Raw genomic sequence first — 23,119 nt, 5'->3', positions numbered from 1 at the left:
GCTGTAAGTTGTAATTTTAATTTTAATTTTCCAAAATTGGTATTAAAAACTCGCTAAACCCAAAAGCTGACATGATTTTTAATCAAAAACCAATTTTTTGAAAATACATACTTTAATTCAATGACTTATTGTTTTGTACGTCTTTCCATTTTGGCGAAGGTATTGAATAACAATAAGCGATTAATTTTCAAAGGCATCAGGCCATTTTCTCGCTGTATGAAAAACGGCTAAAATTTGAATTTGGTTGGCTTGCACACGATACGGCAAAATGTAGTGAGTTCCTGTTATTACTAATTCCCGCGTGCCATTGACACGTCCCATTCGATCTATAAGAGGATTGTCTTGAAGTAGAATGGTTCGTTTTTTAAATTCAGAGAGCAGGCTGCGGGCAGTCTTCGGGCTTTCTTCGGCAATGTATTCAAAAATAGTGCGTAAATCTTGGCGGGCAGGTTCAGTCCAGACTATTTTCACATCTGGCCTTTTACTTTGTGCTCGACCAAGGCTTCTATTTCACGCATGACATGCTCGTGCGAAACCAATTCACCACGGTCAGCCGCCGCCATACCTTGGCTGACTTTCTCAATTTGCCAGGCGTGAGTTTCCAGATATTCCTTTAAAGCCAGATTAACTAAATAATTACGCGACCTGTCCAAAGAATCGGCTAGGAAATCGATTTGATGCACAATATCTGATTCTGCTCTCACGGTAAATGCTTCAGTAGCCATAATCATTACTCCTGTTTAATGTGGTTCGTTTGTAATCATATACCATAATGTATCGATCCACTAATATCACCCGCAACTTTGGTCAAATTATTTGAGACAATTTCACGGTGATAACGGCAATATAGGGGGTATGTTGGGTATTGTACATATAAATATATGGTTATTTTTATGGCGGTATGCTAATGTTATTCGAATTATTGGCGCTGGTTACTGGCGTAAAGGGAAAGCAATTTATGAGCGTGAAAATCAAGTACACAAATGAACCTCTGGGCGATGTTAAGGTGATTGCGGACTTTTTGCCCTCACCTGCTGAACTGGCCTTCAATGAAGAAGGTGTTAAAGTCACGTTAGCCTTGAGTAAAAAAAGTGTTGAATTTTTTAAGTTGGAGGCCGCTAAAAATCACACCCAATATCAACGTATGATTCGCCGATTGCTTGATGCCTATGTTGAATCGCAACACTTAAATACGAATTAAGTGCTAACTTTTAGACTATGAAATCAGTCAACTACGTTTATTTTATTTCCCCCTCACCCAAACCTCTCCCTTTGGAGAAGGTTTCATTCGGCATTATTGATTTTTAACTCTTAATTCACACTTAACTTAGCTACCAAATAAAATTGGATTTTGTGCCATGTGAAAAAACATGATGCAATAAAAAAGCCGAGCGGCACGCCGCTCGGCTTTGAGGTAGCAGTAATGAAAAGTGCTGTTTAAAAGAACGTTGTGCCACGTAGCATAAAGGTATTCAAATCGGTGCTAAACCGTCTGGGGTAGATAGCGGTTGGTTGTACCGGATTATGGGGTGGCTGAAACTTAACATCCTATTGATTTATCTGGGTAGTCCGAAATATATGGTCTCAGAGCAATAACAGTGTCCTTAAGATATGCATCTACAGTCTTTTGAAAAAGGAAAATATGACCATATTTGTAGAACTGGTTATTTATAACTATTTGATTTGTATGACAACTAAAGTGCAGTCGCATCACCCCATAAACCGGTACAATCAGTATGTCTTATGTGGATTTTAATCGAATGAACTGGCAGGTGGGAGGGATATAAAACGAAATTGCTGATGGATGTGTGCCGTGTAGGCTTAACACGCTGCATATAGCCGCTTGCTTGAGCTACACTGCCCAAGCAAGTTTTTTACAAAAAGTGACATCCTGTCTACTAACTGTCCGTTATTACTTCATAGACAATCTAGCTGTACCGGCACTTTCCAAGTAGGGGCCAAGGCGTATGGCGACATACTTTTCATTAGATTTATCAGATGAGCTGTATTTGGTTTCAACGCCAACTCCACACTCATGTGTTTGAGCCAACATGATGGCAACACGCGAGTTATGGTTTTCGTTAACTGCCTTGGCTGCAAATGTTGCGTAATTGTTGTTGGCTGATTTACCTGTGTCAGCTACAACCGTACCATCTGCCAAGGTAATAACTAAACGGCTAGTGCCCGCAGTAGACTTAACAGCACTCAGTAATGCGGCATATGTCGGTTGATCTTTAACAGCTCTTAACAGCGTGGTTAAATTGGCGACTTTTGGAGCAAGTTGTTTATTTAATTGTTTATAGGTTGAGTTTGACGCTAACTTTGACATAACTTGTGCCGCACATTCACCGGCAGCCATCGCGTTAAAACTAGAAAAGCTTAATGCAGCAATTATAAGAACCAAAGAGGCTTTTTTATTCATCATATGTAATTTCCAAAAATTGTAATTAAAATACTAAATATTTATACATAATTAGCTACATCCAAGCATCTGTGGCTAATTACGCAAACCTTAGTATATCGACCCTATATGACAATTTTGTTACAGTTCTATGACAATTATGTGACAAGCCGAGGGCTTGCTAAGTGAGTTGTGGCTGGGGGTTATGATTTGAAGCTTTTTATTTTTGTACAAATATGACACTGCCAACTTTACGGCTTGTTTTAAGCAATAGCGCTTAAAACAAGCTTTTATAAATAATGACTCCTTGTCAATATAACTTCCTTTGCATCTTTAACGTGACCCTGTTACTGACAGAATTGTTATTTCATAGATAATCTAGCTGTACCAGCACTGTCCAAGTATGCGCCAAGACGAATGGCAACATATTTTTCATTAGATTTATCAGTTGAGCTGTATTTGGTTTCAACACCAAGACCACATTCGTGAGTTTGAGCCAACATGATGGCAACACGCGAGTTGTGGTTTTCGTTAACGGCTTTTGCTGCGAAAGTTGCATAGTTGTTGTTGGCTGATTTGCCAGTATCAACTACAACTGTACCATCTGCCAAGGTAATCACTAAACGACTAGTGCCCGCAGTAGCTTTAACAGCGCTCAGTAATGCTGCATAGCTAGTACATCAAATCGTATAAAAACAGGATAATAAAAATGAATGAAATGCTGATTGTGTACAGCATAAAGCTAAATTAAAATCCTGTTGACTTCCAATTTGGTGTACTAGGTTGATCTTTAACATTTCTTAACAACGTGGTTAAATTGGCTACTTTTGGAGCAAGCTGTGTGTTCAATTGTTTATAAGCTGAATTTGACGCTAACTTTGACATAACTTGTGCCGCACATTCACCGGCAGCCATCGCGTTAAAACTGAAAAAGCTTAGTACAGTAATTATAAGAAGCAAAGAGGCTTTTTTATTCATCATGCGTAATCTCCAAAAAATAGTTTCGGTTAGAAGAGTATAAATATCTAGGCATAATTAATTACATTTAAGTATCTGTGGCTAATTACGCTGGGTGCAGTGTATCGCCCCTATATGACGGCTTTGTTAAGGTTACATGAAGATTGTGTGACAATTGCAAAACAGGGCTACCCACTTAAGGTTGGACACGGTGCAAGGCTTAACCGTTCGCCCTGAGCGTGTCGAAGGGTGGGCGGTTAAGCCGATGATGGTTCGACACGCTCACCACGAACGGCTTAACCTGAAACTGTCCCGTCTTAAGTGAGTAGCCCAAAATAAGCAGGGTAAAAATAACAATGCAGCCAGTTAAAGTAAGTTTTAAAACTGCTTAAAGTGGTGTTCTACCATCATCCGAAAACTGCTAAACAATAAAACCACAGGTAACATATAGGCAATTGCTACGCCAATAGTTCCGAACAAATTACCCAGGTAGAAAGCCAGTGTTACCATTGTTACCGCAGCGATGAGCGTTGCGCAAAGGACGCGCCGATTAAACCCCATAAACTGCAAGTAATAAGGAATATCGGCAAATAACGCGCTAAACGATGCCCCTGTGGCAATAACCACCAAGGTTAAATAGCCGCTGCTAAATTGGCTGCCGAACAGGTTCAGTAACGGCTGACCAAAAAAGGCAATGACAGCGAATAAGCTTAAAATAAGGCTGCCTACCACCAGCGTTCTTTGCTTAATTAACCGCTGTATGCCTGCTCTGTCTTTATGTTCAACCAGTATAACCATCATCGGTAGATAATAACGGTTGGTCGATGTACCTATGAGGGAAATAAAGCCGCCGGTTTGTGCGGCAATGGCATAAATACCCACCTCTAGACCGGAAGGAAAAAGTAATTCCAGGATAACCACGCCGCTACTGGTCATCACGGTCAGCATCAAGCTGTTAAACACCAGAGGTAATGAGCGGCTCAGCCATTTTTTGGGCAGTGATAACGGGGTGGCGTGTTTAACTTCGGTGGGCATTAACAGTTTGGCTGCATACCAGATAACACCGCAGGTTAATGTCCAGGCCACACCAAAACACAATACGGCTGTCGATGCCGTGAGCGGGATGTGGCTTGCCGAATAGCCAGTGATTAACAGCAAATACACCAGCGGTAAAAATAATCGATAAAGACTGAAGCCTAGCAGGTGGGCACCTTGTGCGGAAATAACTTCAACCAGAAATAAGGTGATAGCAATAATCGGCAAAAAACCGGCAAATAACACGATGGCGATATGGTAATCGGCATCGTGTAAGGCCAATAAAGTTTCAAGCCCAATGCCCAGTAATATAACCAGCAACACGCTGAAACTAAAAATGGTTCTGAGTGAAAACAACCAGAAGCCTCGAAATTTTCGCCAATCTTGGCGTTCCCGAAATAAGGCGATGCCACGTAAGGCGTATTTTTCCAAGCCTAATGTGGCCAAGGTAGACAGCATGGTAACTATAGACAACGCGACACTGTAATCATCAAAATCACCGACACTCAGCGATCTGGCCAATACAATATTGGCCAGATACATGAGGGCATAATTGCCCAGCGTGAGTACAAATAAAAACAGTGAGCGAAAATTGGTCGGGCGCAAGTCTAACGCATAGTTTTCCGGCATAGGTTACGCCATTACCTATGGATTACTCAGCACGATGGCGGCTGATTTTAAAGCACTCGACCGTACCGCTCATCTCATTCGCAGTAATCACATAATGCTCGCCAGCCACCTCAAAATGGGCGATGCCTTCGGGTGATTTGTTTTCATCACCGGCAATTTTGCCTAAGGCGACAACTTTGGGGTGGCGAGGATCGGCGAGTGAAATCAATTCGACCGCCCCTGCCCTTTCCATGCCTACGGCAACATGGGGTATGCCGTCCAGCTCGACAGCCACCAGCATTTCCGGCTCAGAGCCTTTTTTGCTACTGCGCCGTTCGGGGTAGATTTTATTGGCGAAGGCCGTTTCATCCAGCTGGTTGCCGGTATCACCCAGCAACGTGCCGGTGGCCGCATCAAACACGCTGACTGAGCGTCCGCCGCTGGTAGGTTGATTGTCCGCCAGGCTAGCACTGTCCGAGTCGGTGTCACCTTCATCAGCGGTGACGAAATAGCGGCCATCAGCGACGGTGGTAATGCCGTCGGGTTCACGTAATCCTGTTAGCGCTTGGTCAAATTTTACCCAGCCGTCATAATGGCTATCGGTTTTATGCTGGCTAGCGCCCAGCCCATAATAACTAATAACCTGCTCAGTGCGTAAATCCACCACCGCGACCGCATCATCTTCCTGCAAGGTGACATAAGCTTTGCTGGCATCTGGGCTAATGGCAATGTATTCCGGCTCTAATAAGGCCGGGGAATGGGTTTTTACCGGGATTAATATTTTTTTCTCGCCACTGGTTTCAGTACCGAACACGTCACGGCCTTCAAAGTAGCCTAGTAGCACTTTTTTCTTGTCAATGACACCGTCGCCGTTAAAATCTATTTTTTTGCTGATTTTACCATCGCCGTTCCAGTCAATTTCCCGTTCCATAAACCGACCGCCTTGGTTAATGACAATCGTTTGGTGGTTAATCACATCGGCCAACTCCAAATTTTTATGGCTGTTGATGTGTCCGGTTTTACTCAGGCGCACCAGTGAAATACTGCCTTCTGGACTGAAAAACTGTTTATTCAATGGCTCAAACAAAAAATCTTCGCCTTCATTGGCAATCATCAGCACACTGCCATCACCTGAAAACACCACGGCATCGGGGCCAAAGCCAACGGTGAGTCGATCTAATACTGCGCCGGTTGATGCGGAGCGCATTTCTAATCGACCAGGGCTATTACCGGCATCAATCACCGCTGCAAACACATCTAAAGTCGGGTGAAAAGCCACCGAGGTGAGTTCTTCGCCCTTGGTTAATCCTAAATTAAAACGCGCGGTTCTTTTCAAATGCGTGGGCTTGCTTACATCCAACACATCCACTTCGCCGGTATCAAAATTACTGAGTACGGCACGTAGCGTGGTTTGTTGTACGCCGATGATTTCCGTGCCTTTGTCATGCCCTGAATCATAAAGGCTTACAGCATCGACATGCCAGTTAGCAGTAGGGCTTGGAATTGATGCACAAGCGACTAGGCATAAAAAAGGCAATAATTTGATGAGCGGACTTATTTTTAAGGACAATTTCATCGTGATAGTAGCAATATAAGAGTTATGTTGAGTGTTGTACATATAAATATATGGTTATTTTTATGGCTGTATGCTAACTTTAACGCATGGCAAAAACAACATTTGAATGGGATGCGGACAAAGATTTGTTAAATCAAGAAAAGCACGGTATTTCATTTGGCCTTGCTCAATATGCTTTTGCTGACCCCCTTCCGTATTATTGCTAAAGACGAATCCCATAGCCAAGCTGAAGAGCGTTTTTATTGTTTTGGTGCGCTTGAAGAGGGCATTCTGACGGTGCGGTTTACTTATCGTTCTTCTGTTATTCGAATTATTGGCGCTGGTTACTGGCGTAAAGGGAAAGCAATTTATGAGCGTGAAAATCAAGTACACAAATGAACCTCTGGGCGATGTTAAAGTGACTGCGGACTTTTTGCCCTCACCTGCTGAACTGGCCTTCAATGAAGAAGGTGTTAAAGTTACGTTAGCCTTGAGTAAAAAAAGTGTTGAATTTTTTAAGTTGGAGGCCGCTAAAAATCACACCCAATATCAACGCATGATTCGCCGATTGCTTGATGCCTATGTTGAGTCGCAACACTCTAACATAGCTACCAAATAAAGTTGGATTTTGTGCCATGCAAAAAAATATGACACAATAAAAAAAGCCAAACGGTAAGCCGCTTGGCTTTATAAGGTCGAACAATGAAAAGTGTTGCTTAGAAGAACATGGCGGCACGTAACATAAAGGTATCCAGGTCAGTATTATCACCACTGATACGTTCTGCACCATCCAGTGTGGATAAGGGCGAATTTCTAATATCCAACATGCGGGTATAGTTTGCCATCAAGCGGAAATTGTTGTTGATATACCAGTTAAGCGCAACGGTTACGTTAGAAAGTCCACCGCCTTTAAATTCACCGTCGTTAAGATCGGCTTCCGAATAACGTGCCGCCAATTCCCATGCGCCCCAGCCGCCGTTTTTCAGACTGAACGGCTTGGCGGGTTTCAAATAGCCAAAGTTGCCATTTTTGTAACCACGCGATTCACCAGTAAGTGTGTAAGCAACTTCGCCATACCACGCATCCAAGTTAACACCATCTTGTATTTTATCGGTTTTGTCAATGTCGTTACAATTTTCGTTACAGTTAATCCAGCTTTTGGTGTATTCAAAGCCGGTTGACCAAGGCCCGTAAATACCGCCAGCTTCCAAGCCTAGCATGGTTATATCCGTGACATTACTTATACCGCTATCGATCAGCGACAAATCGGACATGTTGGTGGTTTTGTAAGAATTTTTCAAAGGCGCACTTTTCGCGACTTCACCGTTATCATCGGTTTTTCTGTAGTTACCTGCCACACCCAAATGGATCACTTTGGTTTTTTCTATGATCGGGTTATAGGTAAAACGTGAGGAAATGCCCCAGCCTTCATCCATAGCAACCCGTCCAGGCTTGGCTATGCCATTGGCATCAACGCTGCCGGATGTGGTGGGTGGTGTAATCGAATCGCCGAAAACACCGATTTCACCCATCCATTTTTCATCATTATGGGTAAAATTAAGGCCGATGGCACGGTCAGCGACAGGAGCTACCAAGATATTCATTAAAGAACGCTCAGTAAACATCATATCGTTAGAACTCTCTTGCAACTCACGGCTGAAGTTTTGCTTTTGTTGGCCGACCGTAATGTTTGCGTATTTGCTTAAGCCGGTATATTGGATAAACGCATCTTTAACCGCTGTACGATCATTTGCAAAATCGGCTTCCAATCTAGCCAACCAATCAGTACCAAACACGCCTTCAAAACGGATACGGCCACGGCGCAGTTCTGTACCATCATTGGCTTCAACAGGAATCCCACCTTTTGACATCACATCGCCACTGTGGAATGAAGAATCTGCTTGAATACGGCCACCCAATTTGAATTTGAATTTTTTATCCGCTGATTCAACCTGCAAGCCTTTTTCATCCATTTTGACTTTAACTTTCTCAGCTTCATCCATATGCTCTTTCATCGCATTGAGCTGCAAAGTTTTGGCTTCCAAGTCTTCTTTAATAGCTTGGGTATCAGAAGGGCTTAGTGTGTCGGCGGCTTGATCTTCTTTTCTTTCAAAAGACCCCATCAATTCACGGTGTGAGCCAGGTTCTGCATAGATTTGTTGAGTACGGGTATCAACATAAAGGTCAATCGCAAAAGCGGTCGATGATGCGCCTGCTATTAAAGCTGTTGCTATCGCCAAAGTGAGTCTTGGTTGTTTCATGGATTGCTCGCAAGTTAATATGGGAAAACTTGGAACAGCTTAAGGGACAAATATGACAGCTTTATGACAGGAATGTTACAGTTGTGTGACAAGGCAACAATAATGCAAAATAAACAACAAATGACCGCATGAGAGCCAATAAGCTCTAACAAAAAAAAAGAGGGGGAAAGGTATTGGTGGCTAATAAAGCAACGCCAGTTTTAAACGGGGGTGGTTGAGGGAGACTCCCTCAACCTTACAATCAACTAAACGACTTTAACTTCTTCGGCTTGTGGGCCTTTCATGCCACGGGTGATTTTAAATTCAACCTGCTGACCTTCGCTTAAAGTTCTGTAGCCGCTGGTATCTAAAATATTTTTAAAATGTACGAAAACGTCAGGACCTGATTTTTGTTCAATAAAGCCAAAACCTTTTTCAGAGTTAAACCATTTTACGGTGCCGGTAGTGGTAGCTGGAGTTGTCATAGGAGTCCTATATAAATAAAATAAAGCCTTAAAAAAAGGCCAGTAAGCTGGTAAATTTGAATAGTACGGTATGAAAAACAGGACGAATACTACAAGTGAGACATCGAAGTGGTAAACAAAAAGTATATCGTATTTCTTAGCTCGTTCCATTGTAGGTTGATTATGCACTTTGTCAAACTTATTCGCCCAAATTTGTTATCATTTGTTTACATTAGCAAACAAAGCCAGTTGAAGCAGGCATCACATGAATGATAAAGAACGCGTCGCCCATTATGCAGCTCAAAAAATCAAAGACGGCATGCTGGTGGGTTTGGGGACTGGCTCAACCGCCAATTACTTTATAGAAGAACTGGCACGGCGGCGTAGCGAAGATGGCTTGTGTGTTAGAGTGGTCTCAAGCTCAGTAGTGAGCGCGGTAAAAGCGCAGTCCTTGCAATTGCCGTTGCTAGGCTTTGAAAGCATTAACCATATTGATGTGTATGTGGATGGCGCAGACGAAGTAACACCGGATTTAACCCTACTAAAAGGTCGTGGCTTTGATCTGGTACGCGAAAAATTACTGGCGCGGGCGGCTGATGAATTCTGGGTACTGATAGACTCTAGTAAACGGGTTGATTATATTGGCGCAAACTACGCCATTCCAATAGAAGTCATGCCGTTTGCCTGGCAAATGGTTAAACACACACTGGAATTATTGGGTGGCCGTGGCAATTTACGTCAAACAACCCATAAAGACGGCTTAGTCGTATCGTCTTATGGCAGCTTAGTGTTAGATATGACATTCGAAAGCGGATTGGACAGCCAAGTACTGAATAACTTACTCAATAATACACCGGGTGTGGTTGAACACGGTATATTCCATAATCTGGCGACAGCGGTATTATGTACAGTTGATGACGACGTTGTTGAGCAATTAGCCAATTAGGGTTAAAGTAGTTGAGCACGAAAAATACGAAAGGCACGGAATAGATAGTCTTGGGTAATGGGGCTGAATAAATTGTGTAGATCCTATGCGTAAAGGCAGAGGAGGCATCTCAAGCTATTGTTTCGTGTCTTTCGTATTTTTTGTGGCGCAACAACTCAAGCTATTTGGCTATCTACTGAAGACGGGACAATAAACTACAACTTCCGTTCGGCCTGAGCTTGTCGAAGGCTGTTGTTCATGCTTCGACAAGCTCAGCACGAACGGCTCTTGTGCTTGGGTATAACCTGAAACTGTCTCGCCTTGTATGTGCTCACCTCCCCCTTTGAAAAAGGGGGAGAGTTTACGAGGGGTGGAGGGGGATTTATTTAAAAAATCTCCCCTAACCTCTCTTTTTCAAAGAGGGGAACTGAACGGTTACGCTATTTTTAGTGATTAATATAATTGATATAAGTGTAATCATTAAGGTATTGCAATTTATGCACCGAGCCTGCATCCACCTGAAAATGGAACGCATTGGCCGGTGGCAGTTGCAAAATATGGGTTAACAAAGCGCGAATCACTCCCGCATGCGTGATAACTAAAACCTGTTCAACATCATAGCGCACTACCTCTTGCCAGAACTCGCCGACCCGCTGGCATAACTGTGCAAAACATTCGCCGTTTGGTGGCGGTAAATGTACAAAATTATCGGTCCAATGCTGCAAAACCGCCGGTTCAATCGCATCAAAGCGCACACCTTCCCAATCACCAAAATTAACTTCTAATAAGCGTATATCTTGAATGATAGGCTTGGCAAATTGTTCAGCCAACTGCATGCAGCGTTGTAACGGGCTGCTAAGTACCCTACAATCTGCGCTAATGTCGGGAAGTTTTGCACGTAACCTGTGCCAATCGTCCCAAAAGCTGCTGGCCAATTCAACATCGCTTTGCCCATAACACAAGCCTTTAGCGGTATCGGTTTGGGTGTGGCGAATTAAATAAATGTCCACAAGGCACTCACGCTTAAATAAAACACCACTTCGGCCACTTGTTGGCTAGCGCCTAAACAATCTCCGGTATAACCACCAATATGACGGTAAAAATAGCGCCCAAGCAAGCTATTGACCAGATACATGGGTATTACAGCGACTAAACACCCAAGCGGCAAACATAGCATTGGCGCTACCGCACACACGCTGGCAAAGAGTACATCCTGTGTATTGGGTTTATAAACGACAGCGGCTACCTTGCTGTTATCAACACGGGCATACTCGTAACGGTGCATCAGTAATAACGGCGGCAAGCGACTGAGGCTGTGGCCTACGAATAATAATAACGGTGCAGACTGGCCTTGCGTACTGAGTAAGCTGATTTTTAGAGCAAACAATACGATAAGGCCAACCGTGCCGTACACACCAATATACGAGTCTTTCATAATGGCCAAAATACGGGTTTTAGTATAACCGCCGCCAAAACCATCACAGACATCAGCAAAGCCATCTTCATGAAATGCGCCGGTCAGAAAAATACCCACGCTTAACGCTAAAATCACTGCTACGGGGCTTGGCCAGATTGCATCCGCCAGATAACAGCTCAGCGCGGTAACTGCGCCAACCAGCCAGCCCACCACCGGTAAATACACCGTGGCTTTGGGCAGTTGGTTATAATCTTGTTGCTTTGGCACAGGTACGCGGGTATAAAAACCCAGCGCCAGCAACAACAACGTTAACTGCACGCTAAGTGATCATCAACGGTTAACCACTGCCCATCCAGCCGTTGTTGCAACGGGTGATAATTACTTTTATAGGCCATTTTTTGGCACGCGCTAATCCAAAAGCCTAAATACACAAACTCACGTTTTTGGCGTTTTGCCCTGGCAATTTGCCATAACACCGCATAAGTGCCCAAGCTATAACTGGCATAGTGCGGATCAAAAAACGTATACACCGCAGACAGCGCATTGGGTAATTGATCGACAATCGCCACGCCCGCTAACTGGCCTTGAATAGAAAACTCCACAAACACCGTGTCGCACCAGGTGCTGCCAAGAAAGTTAATATAATCGCCTGCACTGGCATCGGCCATTGCGCCTTCAGCATGGCGCATAAGCTGATAACGGCAATATAAATCGTAATGTTGTTGCTCGAATTCAGCCGGTTTAACGATAACCTGGGTGTTTATATTAGTTTGCCAACAACGCTTTTGACTGCGATTGGCTTTGAAGTCATCGGCGCGAATACGCACCGGAATACACGCATGACAGCCTGCACATTGCGGCGCATACACATTATCGCCACTGCGCCGGAAACCCTGTTCTATCAGTTGACCGTAGATGTCTGTGTTCAGCGCAAAATGCGGGTGTACAAAAATAGACCGTGCCTGTTGCTCGGCAAGATAACTGCACGCATGCTCTGCGTTTAACAGCAGTGGAATAGAGATCATTGGTTTTGCCATGCACGGGAACCGGTAGGTAAATCACAATACTGATCAAGCAATTTTTTAAACGTCGCACGTTTAATTTCTTCAGCGCCCAAACTGGTAAGATGCTGGGTATGTACCTGACAATCAATGAGCTGATAATCCCAGTCTTTGAGTTGCTTCACCAAATGTGCAAAAGCGACTTTAGAGGCATCGGTTTGGGTATGAAACATGGATTCTCCAAAAAATACCTGGCCTATGCCGACACCGTAAAGCCCACCGACCAGTTCGCCATTACACCAGGCTTCTACAGAATGCGCGATGCCCAGTTGGTGCAGTTCGCGGTAAGCACGATTCATTTCCAAGGTGATCCAGGTACCGCTGCTTTGTTTGCGCGGCTCTGCACAGGCATGAATAACCGCTTCGAAGGCTTGATCAAAGGTGACGCTATACACCGCCTTACGCAAAGTCTTTTTTAAACTGCGCGAAATAAGCAACCTGTGTGGAAATAACACCAGGCGTGGATCAGGTGACCACCACAAAATAGGATCATCAGGGTTAAACCACGGGAACACACCGTGTCGATAGGCTTTTAATAAGCGTTGTTTGGACAAGCAGCCGCCGATGGCCAATAAACCATCGGGTACGCTCAAGGCTTTATTAAGTGCCGGAAACTCTTGCTCAGGATTATTGGCATCAAGTATAGTCAGCGACATAAGAATATTTCGCACAGGCGGAAGGTTTTTCCAACAATCAATAACATCAATAATACGAATGAGCTATGGCGGGGTGATTAGCCTAAATCATCCAGAAATTTTTCAGCGTCTAACGCCGCCATACAACCGGCACCTGCGGAAGTAATGGCTTGTTTGTACACCGAATCCATCACGTCGCCAGCGGCAAATACGCCTTCAACACTGGTGGCCGTAGCATTACCAGTAATGCCGCTTTTTACTTTAATATAGCCGTGATCCATTTCTAACTGGCCTTCAAAAATGCCGGTATTAGGCGTGTGACCGATGGCGATAAACACGCCGTGCAGATCAATGTTTTTGGTTGAGCCATCAAGTGTGCTTTTTATACGCATACCGGTAACGCCTGAATCATCACCTAATACTTCATCCAGTTCGTAATGCCATTCGATGGCGACATTGCCGGTTTTGGATTTTTCAATCAGCTTATCAGACAGAATTTTTTCGGAACGGAATTTATCACGGCGATGAACGACGGTCACTTTGGAAGCGATATTGGCTAAGTACAAGGCTTCTTCAACCGCAGTATTACCACCGCCAATCACCGCAACCGGCTTGTTGCGGTAGAAAAAGCCATCGCAGGTGGCACACGCAGACACACCTTTGCCCTTAAAGGCTTCTTCTGAATCCAGGCCTAAATAACGGGCTGATGCGCCGGTGGCAATAATCAGTGCATCACAGGTATACGTACCGGAATCGCCGGTTAAGGTAAACGGGCGTTTAGACAAATCGGCAGTATGGATGTGATCATAGACCATTTCTGTGTCGAAACGTTCTGCGTGTTTCAACATTCTGTCCATTAAATCGGGGCCTTGCAAGCCTTCAACGTCGCCGGGCCAGTTATCGACTTCGGTGGTAGTAGTCAATTGTCCACCTTGCTGCATACCGGTAATAATCACCGGCTTTAAATTGGCACGCGCGGCATAAATAGCAGCGGTATAACCGGCAGGACCAGAACCCAATATGAGAAGACGACAGTGTTTGATAGTACTCATTAAATAAACTCCTAGAATTATGATAGAGTTTAGATTATATCAGCTATGGCGGCGGATTGTTTTTTCAAGCTACCCGCTAATACGGGACAAAATGTAGACTGGGTTGAATGCTGTTTGGCAACCCAACCTGCTTGAATGCTATTATTCTTTATCTCGCATTAAGTTAGTAGCCGCCATTAGCACAGTGACACTAAAAAATGTATGATGCGCTTATTTAAAGCCTTGGATAGTACGTGATGAGTGAATACGAAAAATCAAAAACAGCCCGACGGGTGGCGGCAGTGATTTACCTGTTGGTTTTAGGGTTTATTTTAGGCGGTACATATTTATCGCAGCGGCAAAAACAGGCTTCTAATCCAGTTAATCCAGCGATGCAAAGCACTGCCGATATGCTGGGCTAGACAAGCTTAAGGCACGCTTCGTTTCATGCTTTAAATTTTGATTTTAAACAAAATCCGCTATAGTTGGCGTATTAAAAACATTTAGGGGTTGTCTATGCAGCATTTTCGTCTTTCTATGATTGTTTCGGTGCTTTGTCTCGGTATAGCATTTTACTGGGGCGGTGTCATGGGAGCCGCTATCGCCATTATTTTGGGTGTGCTTGAAGTCAGCTTATCCTTTGATAATGCGGTGGTGAATGCCTCAGTATTAAAGCGCATGGATGAGCGCTGGCAAAATTACTTTTTAACCTGGGGTATTTTGGTTGCCGTCTTTGGTATGCGTTTGTTGTTTCCTATTTTGATTGTTTCAGCAGCAACCGGTGTTAGCTTTATGGGTGTCACCCAAATGGCACTGCATGATTCTGCCACCTATGCCAAACATTTAGAAGAAGCCCATACCCAAATCTCCGCGTTTGGCGGCATGTTCTTGTTAATGGTATTTTTCTCTTTTCTGTTTAATGCCGATAAAGAATTGCATTGGCTGGGCAAGATAGAAGAAAAAATGTCGGCTATCGGCAAGCTTGAAGCGATAGAAATTATTTTGGCACTGATAATATTGATGACAGTGCAAAATTATTTGCCGGTTGCAATCCGCCACGATGCCTTGGTTGCGGGTATGTGGGGTGTCATTTTGTATGTCGTTGTCGATAGCCTGGGCAGTTTGTTTGATGATGCCGATGAAGGCGCAGAAGCTACTGCGATGATTAAAAAAGCCGGTGCAATGAGCTTTTTATATTTGGAAGTGCTGGATGCCTCGTTCTCATTTGATGGTGTGATTGGTGCGTTTGCCATTACCCAAGACGTGATTATTATTATGCTGGGTTTGGCAATTGGTGCCATGTTTGTGCGAAGCTTAACCGTGTATCTGGTACGCCAAGGCACATTAGATGAATACGTGTTTTTAGAACATGGCGCACATTATGCGATTGGCGTGTTGGCGGGGTTAATGTTACTGAGTATGCGTGTGCATGTACCTGAAATTATTACTGGCTTAACCGGTGCAATATTAATTGGTTTATCGGTGTTTTCGTCTATTCAATATAAAAAAGCATTGGAATAAGTTCCTGTAAAAATGGTGCGTAATCCGTTTTCTAAGCGGATTACGCCATAGAGTTATCGGCTTTGCGTTGTGATTCTGATTTTTTACACGCCGAAATCACCATATACAGGTAACCAAATACAGGTAACCAACGCCCACAACCGCCAGACTATTTGCTGCGATGTATTTCATCACGCATTCAAATGAATCTCAACCCATAATGGTGCAAAATTCGTCTAAAATGCACACTATTAGTGCATTATCTTTCGTCTATTTGTTGTATAAAGCCTATTAAATTAGCATTTAAGCAACTGGCACATTCTGTGCTAAAATAATCTAAGAAAGTCTTGACTTAAACTACAATTATTATGTGGAGCCTACCATGAACCCGCCAATTAAAAACCGCTATTTCACCCTTAAACCACTGGCTTTCGCCATAGCGTCACTGTGTGCGATAAATTCAGCCAATGTGTCTGCCGAAGCCAAAACATTAACCGAAGCCAATACCTTGTTAGAAGCAATGGGCAATCCAAATGATGCCGCATTCATGAAAAACAATAATTTAAAAATAGGCGGTTGGTTAAATTCAGGCATTACCTACAATGCCACTGCGCCAGGCGATCGTTTCAATGGCCCGATTACCTTTGGCGATCGTTCTGCTGAACTGCAAATGAACCAGCTCAACCTGTACATGCAACGCGCTGTCGCTACCGAGGGCAGTGCCTGGGATTTTGGCGGGCGTTTTGATGTCATGTATGGTTCGGATGCATTTTTTACCCAAGCCTATGGCGTACCAGGTGCTGATCTTGGTACAGGCCGCACAATGGATCGTGGCACCTGGGATTTGGATATTACCGCTAACAATCGTTTTTATGGCTTTGCCGTTCCGCAAGCGTATTTAGAAGCCTATATCCCCGTTGGTAATGGCTTAAATGTAAAAGCCGGTCATTTTTACACGCCGATTGGTTACGAAACCGTACCTGCACCAGATAACTTCTTCTACACCCATGCTTATACCATGCAATATGGCGAACCGTTTACCCATACTGGGATCATGGCTAACTACACAGTCGATAAAAACTGGGCTGTTATGGGTGGCGTGGTAACCGGCAGTGCTACCGGTGGTTGGGATGGCGGCTGGGATAGGGAATTGGGGAATTGGTCTGGCTTAATGGGCGCAACCTGGACCAGTACTAATAAAGCCACCTCGCTAAACGTGAGCGGTACTTACGGTGCTAGATCAGAAACCACCAGCGATGCGTGGGCAATGTACAGCGCTGTATTAAAACACAATTTTACCGATAAAATGCACTTTGTATTACAACACGATCACGGTTTTGCCGACGGTATCAACCCTGCTTATTCAACCGCTCCTGATGCAGAATGGTATGGCGTATTAAGCCATTTAACCTACGATGTAAGAGATAACTTAACCGCCGGTTTGCGTGCCGAGTGGTTCCGTGACCAAAATGGCTTTCGTGTGTGTTCGCCAGCACGTACCGCTGCACGCTGTGCGCCAGGTTCTTTTTACGCAATTACTGCGGGCGTAAACTGGAAACCTGTCGCCTGGTTAAATGTACGGCCTAATGTACGTTATGACTGGGTAGACAGTGATGCAAAATCTGGCTCACAACCGTTTGACGGCGGCAACCAAAAAGACCAATTCCTGTTTTCAACCGACATGAACATCGCGTTTTAAAACACTTAGGCAACCCAATATGCCTCACTTAAAATGCGCCTTCGGGCGCATTTTTTTTGCGCTGTGTTATCAGCAAAAACACCGTTACCGGCACTGAGTGCGGCTGTTATTAAACAGCTTATTTGCACCAAATATTATCAAAAAAAAACCCACTCGCACCAAACAAGTGCATCATCTGTGATTTTTAGCCATCTCTCACACTTAAAGCCGCGATTTTACAGGGAGATTAGCAATTTTTATCAGTTGGCATGATCCATGCATTATCTTATTTAACTGAACTCATCTCATTTTTAAACGATCTTTTCGTACAGAAAAACAGTGTGAGTTCCAAGCTTGCTAACTTGTCTTAAGGAGACCGTATGAAACTGATAACTGCTGTTGTTAAGCCCTTTAAACTCGATGATGTTCGTGAAGCATTGTCCGATTTGGGCGTATCCGGTGTAACTGTCACTGAGGTAAAAGGCTTTGGTCGTCAAAAAGGCCATACCGAATTGTATCGCGGCGCTGAATACGTGGTTGATTTTTTACCGAAAGCCAAAATTGAAGTGGCGGTTGCTGACAATTTAACCGAGCAAGTCATTGTTGCCATTACTAAAGCCGCCAACACCGGCAAAATTGGTGACGGTAAAATTTTTGTAACCAATTTAGAGCAAGTTGTTCGGATTCGTACCGGAGAAACTGGCGAAGAAGCACTGTAGGAGGACATATGAAAACAATAACAAAAACAAGCACCTTATTAACATTCCTGGCGTTTACAGAACTCGCTAATGCAGCAGAAGCCATTGTTCCAACCATTAACAAAGGCGACACAGCGTGGATGATAGTGGCTACAGTGCTGGTTATCTTAATGGTTATTCCAGGATTAGCCTTGTTTTACGGCGGCATGGTACGCGCCAAAAACATGCTGTCCATTTTGATGCAAGTGTTCGTTATTTTTTCGATGATGTCAATACTGTGGGCTATCTATGGTTACAGTGTAGCTTTTACTGAAGGCAATGCGTTTTTTGGTGGTTTCAGCAAAGTATTTCTTAAAGGTATTACACCGGATTCTATGGCCGCCACCTTCAGCAAAGGTGTGTATATCCCCGAATTTATTTACGTGGCTTTTCAGTTGACGTTTGCTGGCATTACCCCTGCGCTCATTATTGGTGCGTTTGCTGAACGGGTTAAGTTTTCTGCCATATTACTGTTTATGCTGATTTGGTTTAGCTTTGCCTATTTACCAATGGCGCACATGGTGTGGTATTGGACAGGCCCTGATGCTTATACCGATACCGCCGCCGCAGAAGCTGCCGGTGCTACCGCAGGATTTTTGTTCCAAAAAGGTGCATTGGATTTTGCCGGTGGCACGGTAGTACATATTAATGCCGGTATAGCTGGTTTAATCGGCTGTATTTTAGTAGGCAAACGCATCGGCTTTAAAAAAGAATCCCTCGCGCCACACAGCGTTACTATGACCATGATCGGAGCCTCGTTATTATGGGTAGGTTGGTTTGGCTTTAACGTAGGTTCTAATTTGGAAGCTAATGGCTTAGCCGGTTTAGTGTTTATTAATACCTTATTAGCCAGCGCAGCAGCAACCTTATCGTGGGTAGGTGCAGAATGGCTAATGCGCGGCAAACCCAGTATGTTGGGCGGCGCTTCTGGTGCAGTGGCAGGACTGGTTGCGATTACACCGGCGTGCGGTTGGGCAGGGCCTATGGGGGCAATATTTTTAGGTTTGCTTGTTGGTGCGGTGTGTTTTTGGTCGGTTACCGTATTAAAAGCCAAATTAGGTTATGATGATTCTTTGGATGCGTTTGGTGTACACGGTGTTGGTGGCATACTCGGTGCTTTAGGTACTGCTGTGGTAGCCAACCCCGCTTTAGGTGGTACCGGTGTATGGGATTATGTCAGCAATGGCGTGGCTGAATACAATCTGCTAGGACAATTAGGCAGCCAGTTATGGGGCGTAATCGTGTGCATTATCTGGTCTGGCGTGGTGTCTTTTGTTGCTTTCAAGTTGGTTGATATGTTGATTGGCCTGCGCGTTAGCGAAGACGTTGAACGTGAAGGTCTGGATATTAATGAACATGGCGAAACTGCCTATCACCTATAAAAAATACCCCGAACAATGTTTCTAATCTAACCCCAAAATTGTACACTCAGACCAGTCAGATTTCTAAAAGCTGACTGGTCTATCTGTTTTCATACTAAGGAACGCGCACGAAATAACTTAAGCAAGTTCATGCTTCGACAGGCTCAGCACGAACGGTGGTGGCGTTTAAGTTGTTCAAGTTATTTCATGCACGTTCCCAAGCAAAATTTAACCTGCGGCTTGTGCTTTACATGGACTTTTACCAAGTTGAAATTTACAATGTTATCTTCCTGCAAGCACATTGCCAAATCTAAGTTGTCCGCCCTACGCTACTGCACATCACATGACACCATCAAAAACTTATCTCACTGTCGCTTTTGCACAAAAAGATGCTGCCAAAGCACTGGGAGCAAAATGGGATGCAACGCTTAAAAAATGGTATGTACCTGCTGATAAGGACATTGCACTTTTTGCACAGTGGCATATACCTTCAGAGACAATAGACACTGCCACACCCCGTACAAATAAGCCTAAAGCGTCAACAATAGCCACAAAAACCAGCGTGTCAACTGATGCTACTGGCGTGATAACTTACGCAGCAGATAAAAATTTTATCGCCTATAAAGGGGCTGCACCGCCATGGGATTAACATACTGTCGCAAACCCCATCTGCGTTAAATACCTGCACCCAAAATGAAACCATTAAAATATTTAGCCGGCTATTCAGCCAACATTACAGAGCAAGTACAGACACTCATCAGCACCCATAAATTAGCCGAGCTATTGCTAAAAAAATACCCCATCACCCATGATATTCGCACCGATAAGGCGCTTTATAGCTATACCGTGGACATTAAAAACCACTTCCTACGACAATCCAGCCCACTGAGCAAAGTCATTTACGATGATAAAATCGATGTACTCCATCAGGCGCTGGGATTACATACTTTTGTCTCCAGAGTACAAGGCGGCAACTTAAAAGCAAAAAATGAAATTCGCATTGGCTCAGTTTTTAAAACTGCGCCACTTGGGTTTTTAAAAATGATTGTTGTGCATGAGCTGGCACACATCCGAGAAAAACAGCACAACAAAGCGTTTTATAACTTATGCCAACATATGGAAGCTGATTATCATCAGTTAGAATTTGATATGCGACTGTATTTAACTTACCTTGATTTGGTCGGGCAACTTTATTAAAAACCATTTACAGCGTTTTCAATTTAGGACAGTTACAGCCACCGTTCGTGCTGAGCTTATCGAAGCATGAACGGCACACTTCGACAGGCTCAGCACAAACGGTTACGCTGTAACTATTAAACTGTGAAAACGCTGTATTGAGTAATGTCAGATAGATTTTTTCTCGCCACACCCTTAAAATCCCTCATCACATTTTATGGGTAGTTATCGCAATACCGGCTTGTTGATAACGCCGATAACGATCTCTGCCTAAAGTTTTAGCCGCTACACTATTATCCAATATTTCCAGTATCCGTTCAGATTTTGCAAAATTTTGTGGGCAGTGCGACGACACATTAATAAGCGTTTTTTGCCAGTGTTCCGGTGGCGTATCTGAACCGATCAATATAGCATTTTCAGCTGTGGGCAATGTGCCGGTATGCGTTTGGTGTGGAATAAAACTGCCTGCTCTGAACGTCCACAGCAGGCGATCAAATAACTGACTTTGTTGCGCGTTATCAGTAAGTACGTAAGCACACGCACCACTGCGGTAAATTTTTTCGATTAATTTGCAGGCAAATACATCGCGTTCCGCAGTGGACTCGCTCGCCAGTATATAAAAACTGATAGCGGGCATAATCGCCTACAGCGCGTTAGTGCGGTTAATCAAATACTGCATCAACAGCGGCACAGGCCGACCAGTTGCACCTTTCGTAGCACCAGAACGCCACGCTGTACCAGCGATATCCAAATGTGCCCAGCGGAAGTTTTTAGTAAAATGTGATAAGAAACACGCAGCGGTAATCGTACCACCGTCTTTACTGCCAATATTAGCCAGATCAGCAAAATTGGATTTTAATTGCTCTTGGTATTCCTCCCACAATGGCAAGCGCCAGACACTGTCATTGGCGGTTTCACTGGCCGCTAACAAATCGTTACACAGCGCATCGTCATTACCTAACAAACCACTGGGTACGCGACCTAATGCCACTAAGCACGCCCCCGTTAAGGTTGCCAAATCTATTACCACATCAGGGTTGAATCTTTCTGCGTAAGTTAAGGTATCGCAAAGTATTAACCGGCCTTCGGCATCGGTATTTAAAATTTCCACAGTTTTACCCGACATGCTTTTCCAGATGTCACCCGGTTTGCCGGCGTTACCATCGGGCAGGTTTTCAGAAGATGGAATCAAGCCGATGATGTTCAGTGGTAAATTCATCTGAGCAGCAGCTTGTAACGTACCTAAAACCGCCGCGCCACCGCACATATCGTATTTCATTTCATCCATACCAGGGCCTGGTTTTAATGAAATACCACCGGCATCAAAAGTAAGGCCTTTGCCAACTAAAACGATCGGTTTAGTGTTTTTGTCGCCGCCTTGATAATTAATGCAAATTAATTTAGCCGGTTCACGACTACCGCGCGCTACCGACAAGAAAACTTGCATACCCAAAGCCGCCATGTCAGCTTCTTCGAGAATATTGATACTGAGCTTGGCAGATGTTTTGCCCAGCGCAATGGCTTGTTCGGCCAAAAACGTCGGCGTACACACATTACCGGGTAAATCAGACAAATGCTTGGTTAAGGTAACGCCACCGGCAATCGCCAACCCTTGAGCCAAGCCTGCGTGTGCTAAGCTATTTTGCGCTGTGGGCACGCTAATGATGATTTTTTCCAGTTTACTGTCAATCTCTTTATCCGTTTTAAGCGCTGTAAACTGATAAACCGCATCGCTAAACATTTCCACCACTTGCCGCGTCTTCCATTGCCAATCGCTGTTAAGCACTGCACACTCAGCCAAACTGCACACAATAACTTTAATATGCGGTTTTTTTAAGCTGTTAACTGCACTGGACAGTATTTTTCGATAGGCTTTGCTAGATAAAGGTTTATTTTCACCCAGTCCGACCAGTAAAATGCGTGTTAATAAACTATTGGGCAACACATTAATTAACGTGGTTTCGCCCATTTTGCCTTTGATATCGCCGCGATTAATCACGCCGTTAATTACCTCGCGCGTGCTATTGTCCAGCGCGTTAGCGGGTAAACATAACTGCTGATCTTGATAAACGCCGATGATGACACAATCACAAGCCAGTGTTTCTAAGGGGGCGTTTTCTATAAAATAGTCCATCGTATGTATATCCGTTTAGGTGCTGTATAAAAAAGAGGTTAGCCATTTTAAGTGGAACAAATAATAGGGCGGTGTAAAGTGAGCAGGCTTTTTGCTCGGCTTACACAGGTATCATAGTTTTTTATCGCGCTTTAAAATGAAAGACCGAAAAAAACAAGCTTAAAAATACAAAATCAACCAACTGAATGCAGTATTTGCCGATT

At 44.0% G+C, this 23,119-nt stretch carries 27 protein-coding genes; 11 read left to right on the top strand and 16 right to left on the bottom strand.

Translation table 11 applies throughout. The annotated features are described in order from the left end of the window. Positions 1 to 180: 180 nt before the first annotated feature. Complete coding sequence (locus CRENPOLYSF2_RS11595) at positions 181 to 471, bottom strand: type II toxin-antitoxin system RelE/ParE family toxin (protein ID WP_087144105.1); 291 nt, start codon at positions 469 to 471, stop codon at positions 181 to 183. Further along, positions 468 to 725, bottom strand: a complete 258-nt coding sequence (locus CRENPOLYSF2_RS11590) for a CopG family ribbon-helix-helix protein (RefSeq protein WP_087144104.1) — start codon at positions 723 to 725, stop codon at positions 468 to 470. Before CRENPOLYSF2_RS11590 ends, CRENPOLYSF2_RS11595 begins: the two co-directional genes overlap by 4 nt. Before the next feature lie 233 nt (positions 726 to 958). On the opposite strand from CRENPOLYSF2_RS11590, the gene CRENPOLYSF2_RS11585 reads away from it, so the two are divergent. Beyond that, entirely contained in the window at positions 959 to 1,201 is a 243-nt protein-coding gene (locus CRENPOLYSF2_RS11585) for a CopG family transcriptional regulator (RefSeq protein WP_087144194.1), read from the top strand. Between the two features lie 711 nt (positions 1,202 to 1,912). Here the strand turns inward: CRENPOLYSF2_RS11585 and CRENPOLYSF2_RS11580 are convergent. The 5 genes from CRENPOLYSF2_RS11580 to CRENPOLYSF2_RS11560 all read right to left on the bottom strand — a co-directional run bounded on the left by CRENPOLYSF2_RS11580 (position 1,913) and on the right by CRENPOLYSF2_RS11560 (position 6,578). Continuing rightward, positions 1,913 to 2,425 (bottom strand): hypothetical protein, encoded by a 513-nt coding sequence (locus tag CRENPOLYSF2_RS11580; protein WP_140396851.1) that lies wholly within the window; start codon positions 2,423 to 2,425, stop codon positions 1,913 to 1,915. A 338-nt stretch (positions 2,426 to 2,763) separates the two neighbouring features. After that, on the bottom strand, positions 2,764 to 3,012 hold the full coding sequence (locus CRENPOLYSF2_RS11575) for a hypothetical protein (RefSeq protein ID WP_176371109.1): 249 nt from the start codon (positions 3,010 to 3,012) through the stop codon (positions 2,764 to 2,766). A gap of 136 nt (positions 3,013 to 3,148) precedes the next feature. Next, positions 3,149 to 3,382: a hypothetical protein gene (locus CRENPOLYSF2_RS11570; protein WP_140396850.1), complete on the bottom strand. Its 234-nt coding sequence runs from the start codon at positions 3,380 to 3,382 to the stop codon at positions 3,149 to 3,151. 354 nt (positions 3,383 to 3,736) lie between these two features. Further along, positions 3,737 to 5,023, bottom strand: coding sequence for a lipopolysaccharide biosynthesis protein (locus CRENPOLYSF2_RS11565; RefSeq protein ID WP_087144100.1), 1,287 nt, complete (start codon positions 5,021 to 5,023; stop codon positions 3,737 to 3,739). A 22-nt stretch (positions 5,024 to 5,045) separates the two neighbouring features. Then, positions 5,046 to 6,578: a choice-of-anchor I domain-containing protein gene (locus CRENPOLYSF2_RS11560; protein ID WP_087144099.1), complete on the bottom strand. Its 1,533-nt coding sequence runs from the start codon at positions 6,576 to 6,578 to the stop codon at positions 5,046 to 5,048. A 156-nt stretch (positions 6,579 to 6,734) separates the two neighbouring features. Here CRENPOLYSF2_RS11560 and CRENPOLYSF2_RS11555 point away from each other — a divergent pair, with 156 nt between their 5' ends. Together CRENPOLYSF2_RS11555 and CRENPOLYSF2_RS11550 are read left to right on the top strand one after the other, a co-directional pair. Then, entirely contained in the window at positions 6,735 to 6,956 is a 222-nt protein-coding gene (locus CRENPOLYSF2_RS11555) for a BrnT family toxin (RefSeq protein WP_245807984.1), read from the top strand. Continuing rightward, on the top strand, positions 6,928 to 7,176 hold the full coding sequence (locus tag CRENPOLYSF2_RS11550; RefSeq protein ID WP_087144098.1) for a CopG family transcriptional regulator: 249 nt from the start codon (positions 6,928 to 6,930) through the stop codon (positions 7,174 to 7,176). Before CRENPOLYSF2_RS11555 ends, CRENPOLYSF2_RS11550 begins: the two co-directional genes overlap by 29 nt. Before the next feature lie 97 nt (positions 7,177 to 7,273). Here the strand turns inward: CRENPOLYSF2_RS11550 and CRENPOLYSF2_RS11545 are convergent, their stop codons facing one another. Beyond that, positions 7,274 to 8,818 (bottom strand): OprO/OprP family phosphate-selective porin, encoded by a 1,545-nt coding sequence (locus tag CRENPOLYSF2_RS11545; protein ID WP_087144097.1) that lies wholly within the window; start codon positions 8,816 to 8,818, stop codon positions 7,274 to 7,276. 245 nt (positions 8,819 to 9,063) lie between these two features. Then, positions 9,064 to 9,282: a cold-shock protein gene (locus CRENPOLYSF2_RS11540; RefSeq protein ID WP_087144096.1), complete on the bottom strand. Its 219-nt coding sequence runs from the start codon at positions 9,280 to 9,282 to the stop codon at positions 9,064 to 9,066. Between the two features lie 244 nt (positions 9,283 to 9,526). On the opposite strand from CRENPOLYSF2_RS11540, the gene rpiA reads away from it, so the two are divergent. Beyond that, the gene (gene rpiA / locus CRENPOLYSF2_RS11535; RefSeq protein ID WP_087144095.1) at positions 9,527 to 10,207 is read left to right on the top strand and encodes a ribose-5-phosphate isomerase RpiA; all 681 of its coding nucleotides are present in this window, start codon (positions 9,527 to 9,529) and stop codon (positions 10,205 to 10,207) included. Between the two features lie 425 nt (positions 10,208 to 10,632). Here rpiA and cobC read toward each other — a convergent pair whose 3' ends face one another. The 5 genes from cobC to trxB all read right to left on the bottom strand — a co-directional run bounded on the left by cobC (position 10,633) and on the right by trxB (position 14,351). Then, positions 10,633 to 11,196, bottom strand: a complete 564-nt coding sequence (gene cobC / locus CRENPOLYSF2_RS11530; protein WP_087144094.1) for an alpha-ribazole phosphatase — start codon at positions 11,194 to 11,196, stop codon at positions 10,633 to 10,635. Continuing rightward, the gene (cobS, locus tag CRENPOLYSF2_RS11525) at positions 11,181 to 11,921 is read right to left on the bottom strand and encodes an adenosylcobinamide-GDP ribazoletransferase (protein ID WP_087144093.1); all 741 of its coding nucleotides are present in this window, start codon (positions 11,919 to 11,921) and stop codon (positions 11,181 to 11,183) included. Before cobS ends, cobC begins: the two co-directional genes overlap by 16 nt. After that, positions 11,912 to 12,640, bottom strand: a complete 729-nt coding sequence (locus tag CRENPOLYSF2_RS11520; protein WP_245807983.1) for an arginyltransferase — start codon at positions 12,638 to 12,640, stop codon at positions 11,912 to 11,914. Before CRENPOLYSF2_RS11520 ends, cobS begins: the two co-directional genes overlap by 10 nt. Further along, positions 12,625 to 13,320 carry a leucyl/phenylalanyl-tRNA--protein transferase gene (aat, locus tag CRENPOLYSF2_RS11515; RefSeq protein ID WP_087144091.1) on the bottom strand — a complete coding sequence of 232 codons (696 nt, stop codon included), beginning with the start codon at positions 13,318 to 13,320 and terminating at the stop codon, positions 12,625 to 12,627. Before aat ends, CRENPOLYSF2_RS11520 begins: the two co-directional genes overlap by 16 nt. A gap of 77 nt (positions 13,321 to 13,397) precedes the next feature. Then, positions 13,398 to 14,351: a thioredoxin-disulfide reductase gene (trxB, locus tag CRENPOLYSF2_RS11510; protein ID WP_087144090.1), complete on the bottom strand. Its 954-nt coding sequence runs from the start codon at positions 14,349 to 14,351 to the stop codon at positions 13,398 to 13,400. Between the two features lie 236 nt (positions 14,352 to 14,587). Between trxB and CRENPOLYSF2_RS18855 the strand changes: the two genes are divergently transcribed. From CRENPOLYSF2_RS18855 to CRENPOLYSF2_RS11475, 7 genes are all read left to right on the top strand, one after another. Beyond that, positions 14,588 to 14,752, top strand: a complete 165-nt coding sequence (locus CRENPOLYSF2_RS18855) for a hypothetical protein (RefSeq protein ID WP_176371108.1) — start codon at positions 14,588 to 14,590, stop codon at positions 14,750 to 14,752. 94 nt (positions 14,753 to 14,846) lie between these two features. Next, positions 14,847 to 15,851: a DUF475 domain-containing protein gene (locus CRENPOLYSF2_RS11505; protein ID WP_087144089.1), complete on the top strand. Its 1,005-nt coding sequence runs from the start codon at positions 14,847 to 14,849 to the stop codon at positions 15,849 to 15,851. A 361-nt stretch (positions 15,852 to 16,212) separates the two neighbouring features. Then, positions 16,213 to 17,529 (top strand): porin, encoded by a 1,317-nt coding sequence (locus CRENPOLYSF2_RS11500; RefSeq protein WP_087144088.1) that lies wholly within the window; start codon positions 16,213 to 16,215, stop codon positions 17,527 to 17,529. A gap of 359 nt (positions 17,530 to 17,888) precedes the next feature. Beyond that, complete coding sequence (gene glnK / locus CRENPOLYSF2_RS11490; protein ID WP_087144086.1) at positions 17,889 to 18,227, top strand: P-II family nitrogen regulator; 339 nt, start codon at positions 17,889 to 17,891, stop codon at positions 18,225 to 18,227. An 8-nt stretch (positions 18,228 to 18,235) separates the two neighbouring features. After that, positions 18,236 to 19,627, top strand: a complete 1,392-nt coding sequence (locus tag CRENPOLYSF2_RS11485) for an ammonium transporter (RefSeq protein WP_087144085.1) — start codon at positions 18,236 to 18,238, stop codon at positions 19,625 to 19,627. A 322-nt stretch (positions 19,628 to 19,949) separates the two neighbouring features. Further along, positions 19,950 to 20,255, top strand: coding sequence for a DUF5710 domain-containing protein (locus CRENPOLYSF2_RS11480; protein WP_087144084.1), 306 nt, complete (start codon positions 19,950 to 19,952; stop codon positions 20,253 to 20,255). 44 nt (positions 20,256 to 20,299) lie between these two features. Further along, positions 20,300 to 20,803 carry a YgjP-like metallopeptidase domain-containing protein gene (locus CRENPOLYSF2_RS11475; RefSeq protein ID WP_087144083.1) on the top strand — a complete coding sequence of 168 codons (504 nt, stop codon included), beginning with the start codon at positions 20,300 to 20,302 and terminating at the stop codon, positions 20,801 to 20,803. 187 nt (positions 20,804 to 20,990) lie between these two features. On the opposite strand, the gene CRENPOLYSF2_RS11470 is transcribed toward CRENPOLYSF2_RS11475, so the two are convergent. Both CRENPOLYSF2_RS11470 and CRENPOLYSF2_RS11465 read right to left on the bottom strand, forming a co-directional pair. Then, positions 20,991 to 21,419: a DNA polymerase III subunit chi gene (locus CRENPOLYSF2_RS11470; protein WP_087144082.1), complete on the bottom strand. Its 429-nt coding sequence runs from the start codon at positions 21,417 to 21,419 to the stop codon at positions 20,991 to 20,993. Between the two features lie 6 nt (positions 21,420 to 21,425). After that, the gene (locus CRENPOLYSF2_RS11465; protein WP_087144081.1) at positions 21,426 to 22,916 is read right to left on the bottom strand and encodes a leucyl aminopeptidase; all 1,491 of its coding nucleotides are present in this window, start codon (positions 22,914 to 22,916) and stop codon (positions 21,426 to 21,428) included. Positions 22,917 to 23,119: the final 203 nt, after the last annotated feature.

It is taken from the genome of Crenothrix polyspora (assembly GCF_900163755.1).
In the GTDB taxonomy this organism is placed as follows: domain Bacteria; phylum Pseudomonadota; class Gammaproteobacteria; order Methylococcales; family Methylomonadaceae; genus Crenothrix; species Crenothrix polyspora.
This window is presented reverse-complemented; position numbering and strand designations above follow the sequence as displayed.

Excerpts from the sequence above, each read along its gene's own strand:
- CRENPOLYSF2_RS11565 (WP_087144100.1), bottom strand. The coding sequence starts at position 5,023 with ATGCCGGAAAACTATGCGTTAGACTTGCGCCCGACCAATTTTCGCTCA.
- CRENPOLYSF2_RS11545 (WP_087144097.1), bottom strand. The coding sequence starts at position 8,818 with ATGAAACAACCAAGACTCACTTTGGCGATAGCAACAGCTTTAATAGCA.
- CRENPOLYSF2_RS11465 (WP_087144081.1), bottom strand. The coding sequence starts at position 22,916 with ATGGACTATTTTATAGAAAACGCCCCCTTAGAAACACTGGCTTGTGAT.
- CRENPOLYSF2_RS11580 (WP_140396851.1), bottom strand. The coding sequence starts at position 2,425 with ATGATGAATAAAAAAGCCTCTTTGGTTCTTATAATTGCTGCATTAAGC.
- CRENPOLYSF2_RS11540 (WP_087144096.1), bottom strand. The coding sequence starts at position 9,282 with ATGACAACTCCAGCTACCACTACCGGCACCGTAAAATGGTTTAACTCT.
- CRENPOLYSF2_RS11585 (WP_087144194.1), top strand. The coding sequence starts at position 959 with ATGAGCGTGAAAATCAAGTACACAAATGAACCTCTGGGCGATGTTAAG.
- CRENPOLYSF2_RS11500 (WP_087144088.1), top strand. The coding sequence starts at position 16,213 with ATGAACCCGCCAATTAAAAACCGCTATTTCACCCTTAAACCACTGGCT.
- CRENPOLYSF2_RS11470 (WP_087144082.1), bottom strand. The coding sequence starts at position 21,419 with ATGCCCGCTATCAGTTTTTATATACTGGCGAGCGAGTCCACTGCGGAA.
- CRENPOLYSF2_RS11480 (WP_087144084.1), top strand. The coding sequence starts at position 19,950 with ATGACACCATCAAAAACTTATCTCACTGTCGCTTTTGCACAAAAAGAT.
- aat (WP_087144091.1), bottom strand. The coding sequence starts at position 13,320 with ATGTCGCTGACTATACTTGATGCCAATAATCCTGAGCAAGAGTTTCCG.
- CRENPOLYSF2_RS11485 (WP_087144085.1), top strand. The coding sequence starts at position 18,236 with ATGAAAACAATAACAAAAACAAGCACCTTATTAACATTCCTGGCGTTT.
- glnK (WP_087144086.1), top strand. The coding sequence starts at position 17,889 with ATGAAACTGATAACTGCTGTTGTTAAGCCCTTTAAACTCGATGATGTT.
- CRENPOLYSF2_RS11505 (WP_087144089.1), top strand. The coding sequence starts at position 14,847 with ATGCAGCATTTTCGTCTTTCTATGATTGTTTCGGTGCTTTGTCTCGGT.
- CRENPOLYSF2_RS11475 (WP_087144083.1), top strand. The coding sequence starts at position 20,300 with ATGAAACCATTAAAATATTTAGCCGGCTATTCAGCCAACATTACAGAG.
- trxB (WP_087144090.1), bottom strand. The coding sequence starts at position 14,351 with ATGAGTACTATCAAACACTGTCGTCTTCTCATATTGGGTTCTGGTCCT.
- rpiA (WP_087144095.1), top strand. The coding sequence starts at position 9,527 with ATGAATGATAAAGAACGCGTCGCCCATTATGCAGCTCAAAAAATCAAA.
- CRENPOLYSF2_RS11550 (WP_087144098.1), top strand. The coding sequence starts at position 6,928 with ATGAGCGTGAAAATCAAGTACACAAATGAACCTCTGGGCGATGTTAAA.
- CRENPOLYSF2_RS11520 (WP_245807983.1), bottom strand. The coding sequence starts at position 12,640 with ATGGCAAAACCAATGATCTCTATTCCACTGCTGTTAAACGCAGAGCAT.
- CRENPOLYSF2_RS18855 (WP_176371108.1), top strand. The coding sequence starts at position 14,588 with ATGAGTGAATACGAAAAATCAAAAACAGCCCGACGGGTGGCGGCAGTG.
- CRENPOLYSF2_RS11560 (WP_087144099.1), bottom strand. The coding sequence starts at position 6,578 with ATGAAATTGTCCTTAAAAATAAGTCCGCTCATCAAATTATTGCCTTTT.
- CRENPOLYSF2_RS11570 (WP_140396850.1), bottom strand. The coding sequence starts at position 3,382 with ATGATGAATAAAAAAGCCTCTTTGCTTCTTATAATTACTGTACTAAGC.
- CRENPOLYSF2_RS11590 (WP_087144104.1), bottom strand. The coding sequence starts at position 725 with ATGGCTACTGAAGCATTTACCGTGAGAGCAGAATCAGATATTGTGCAT.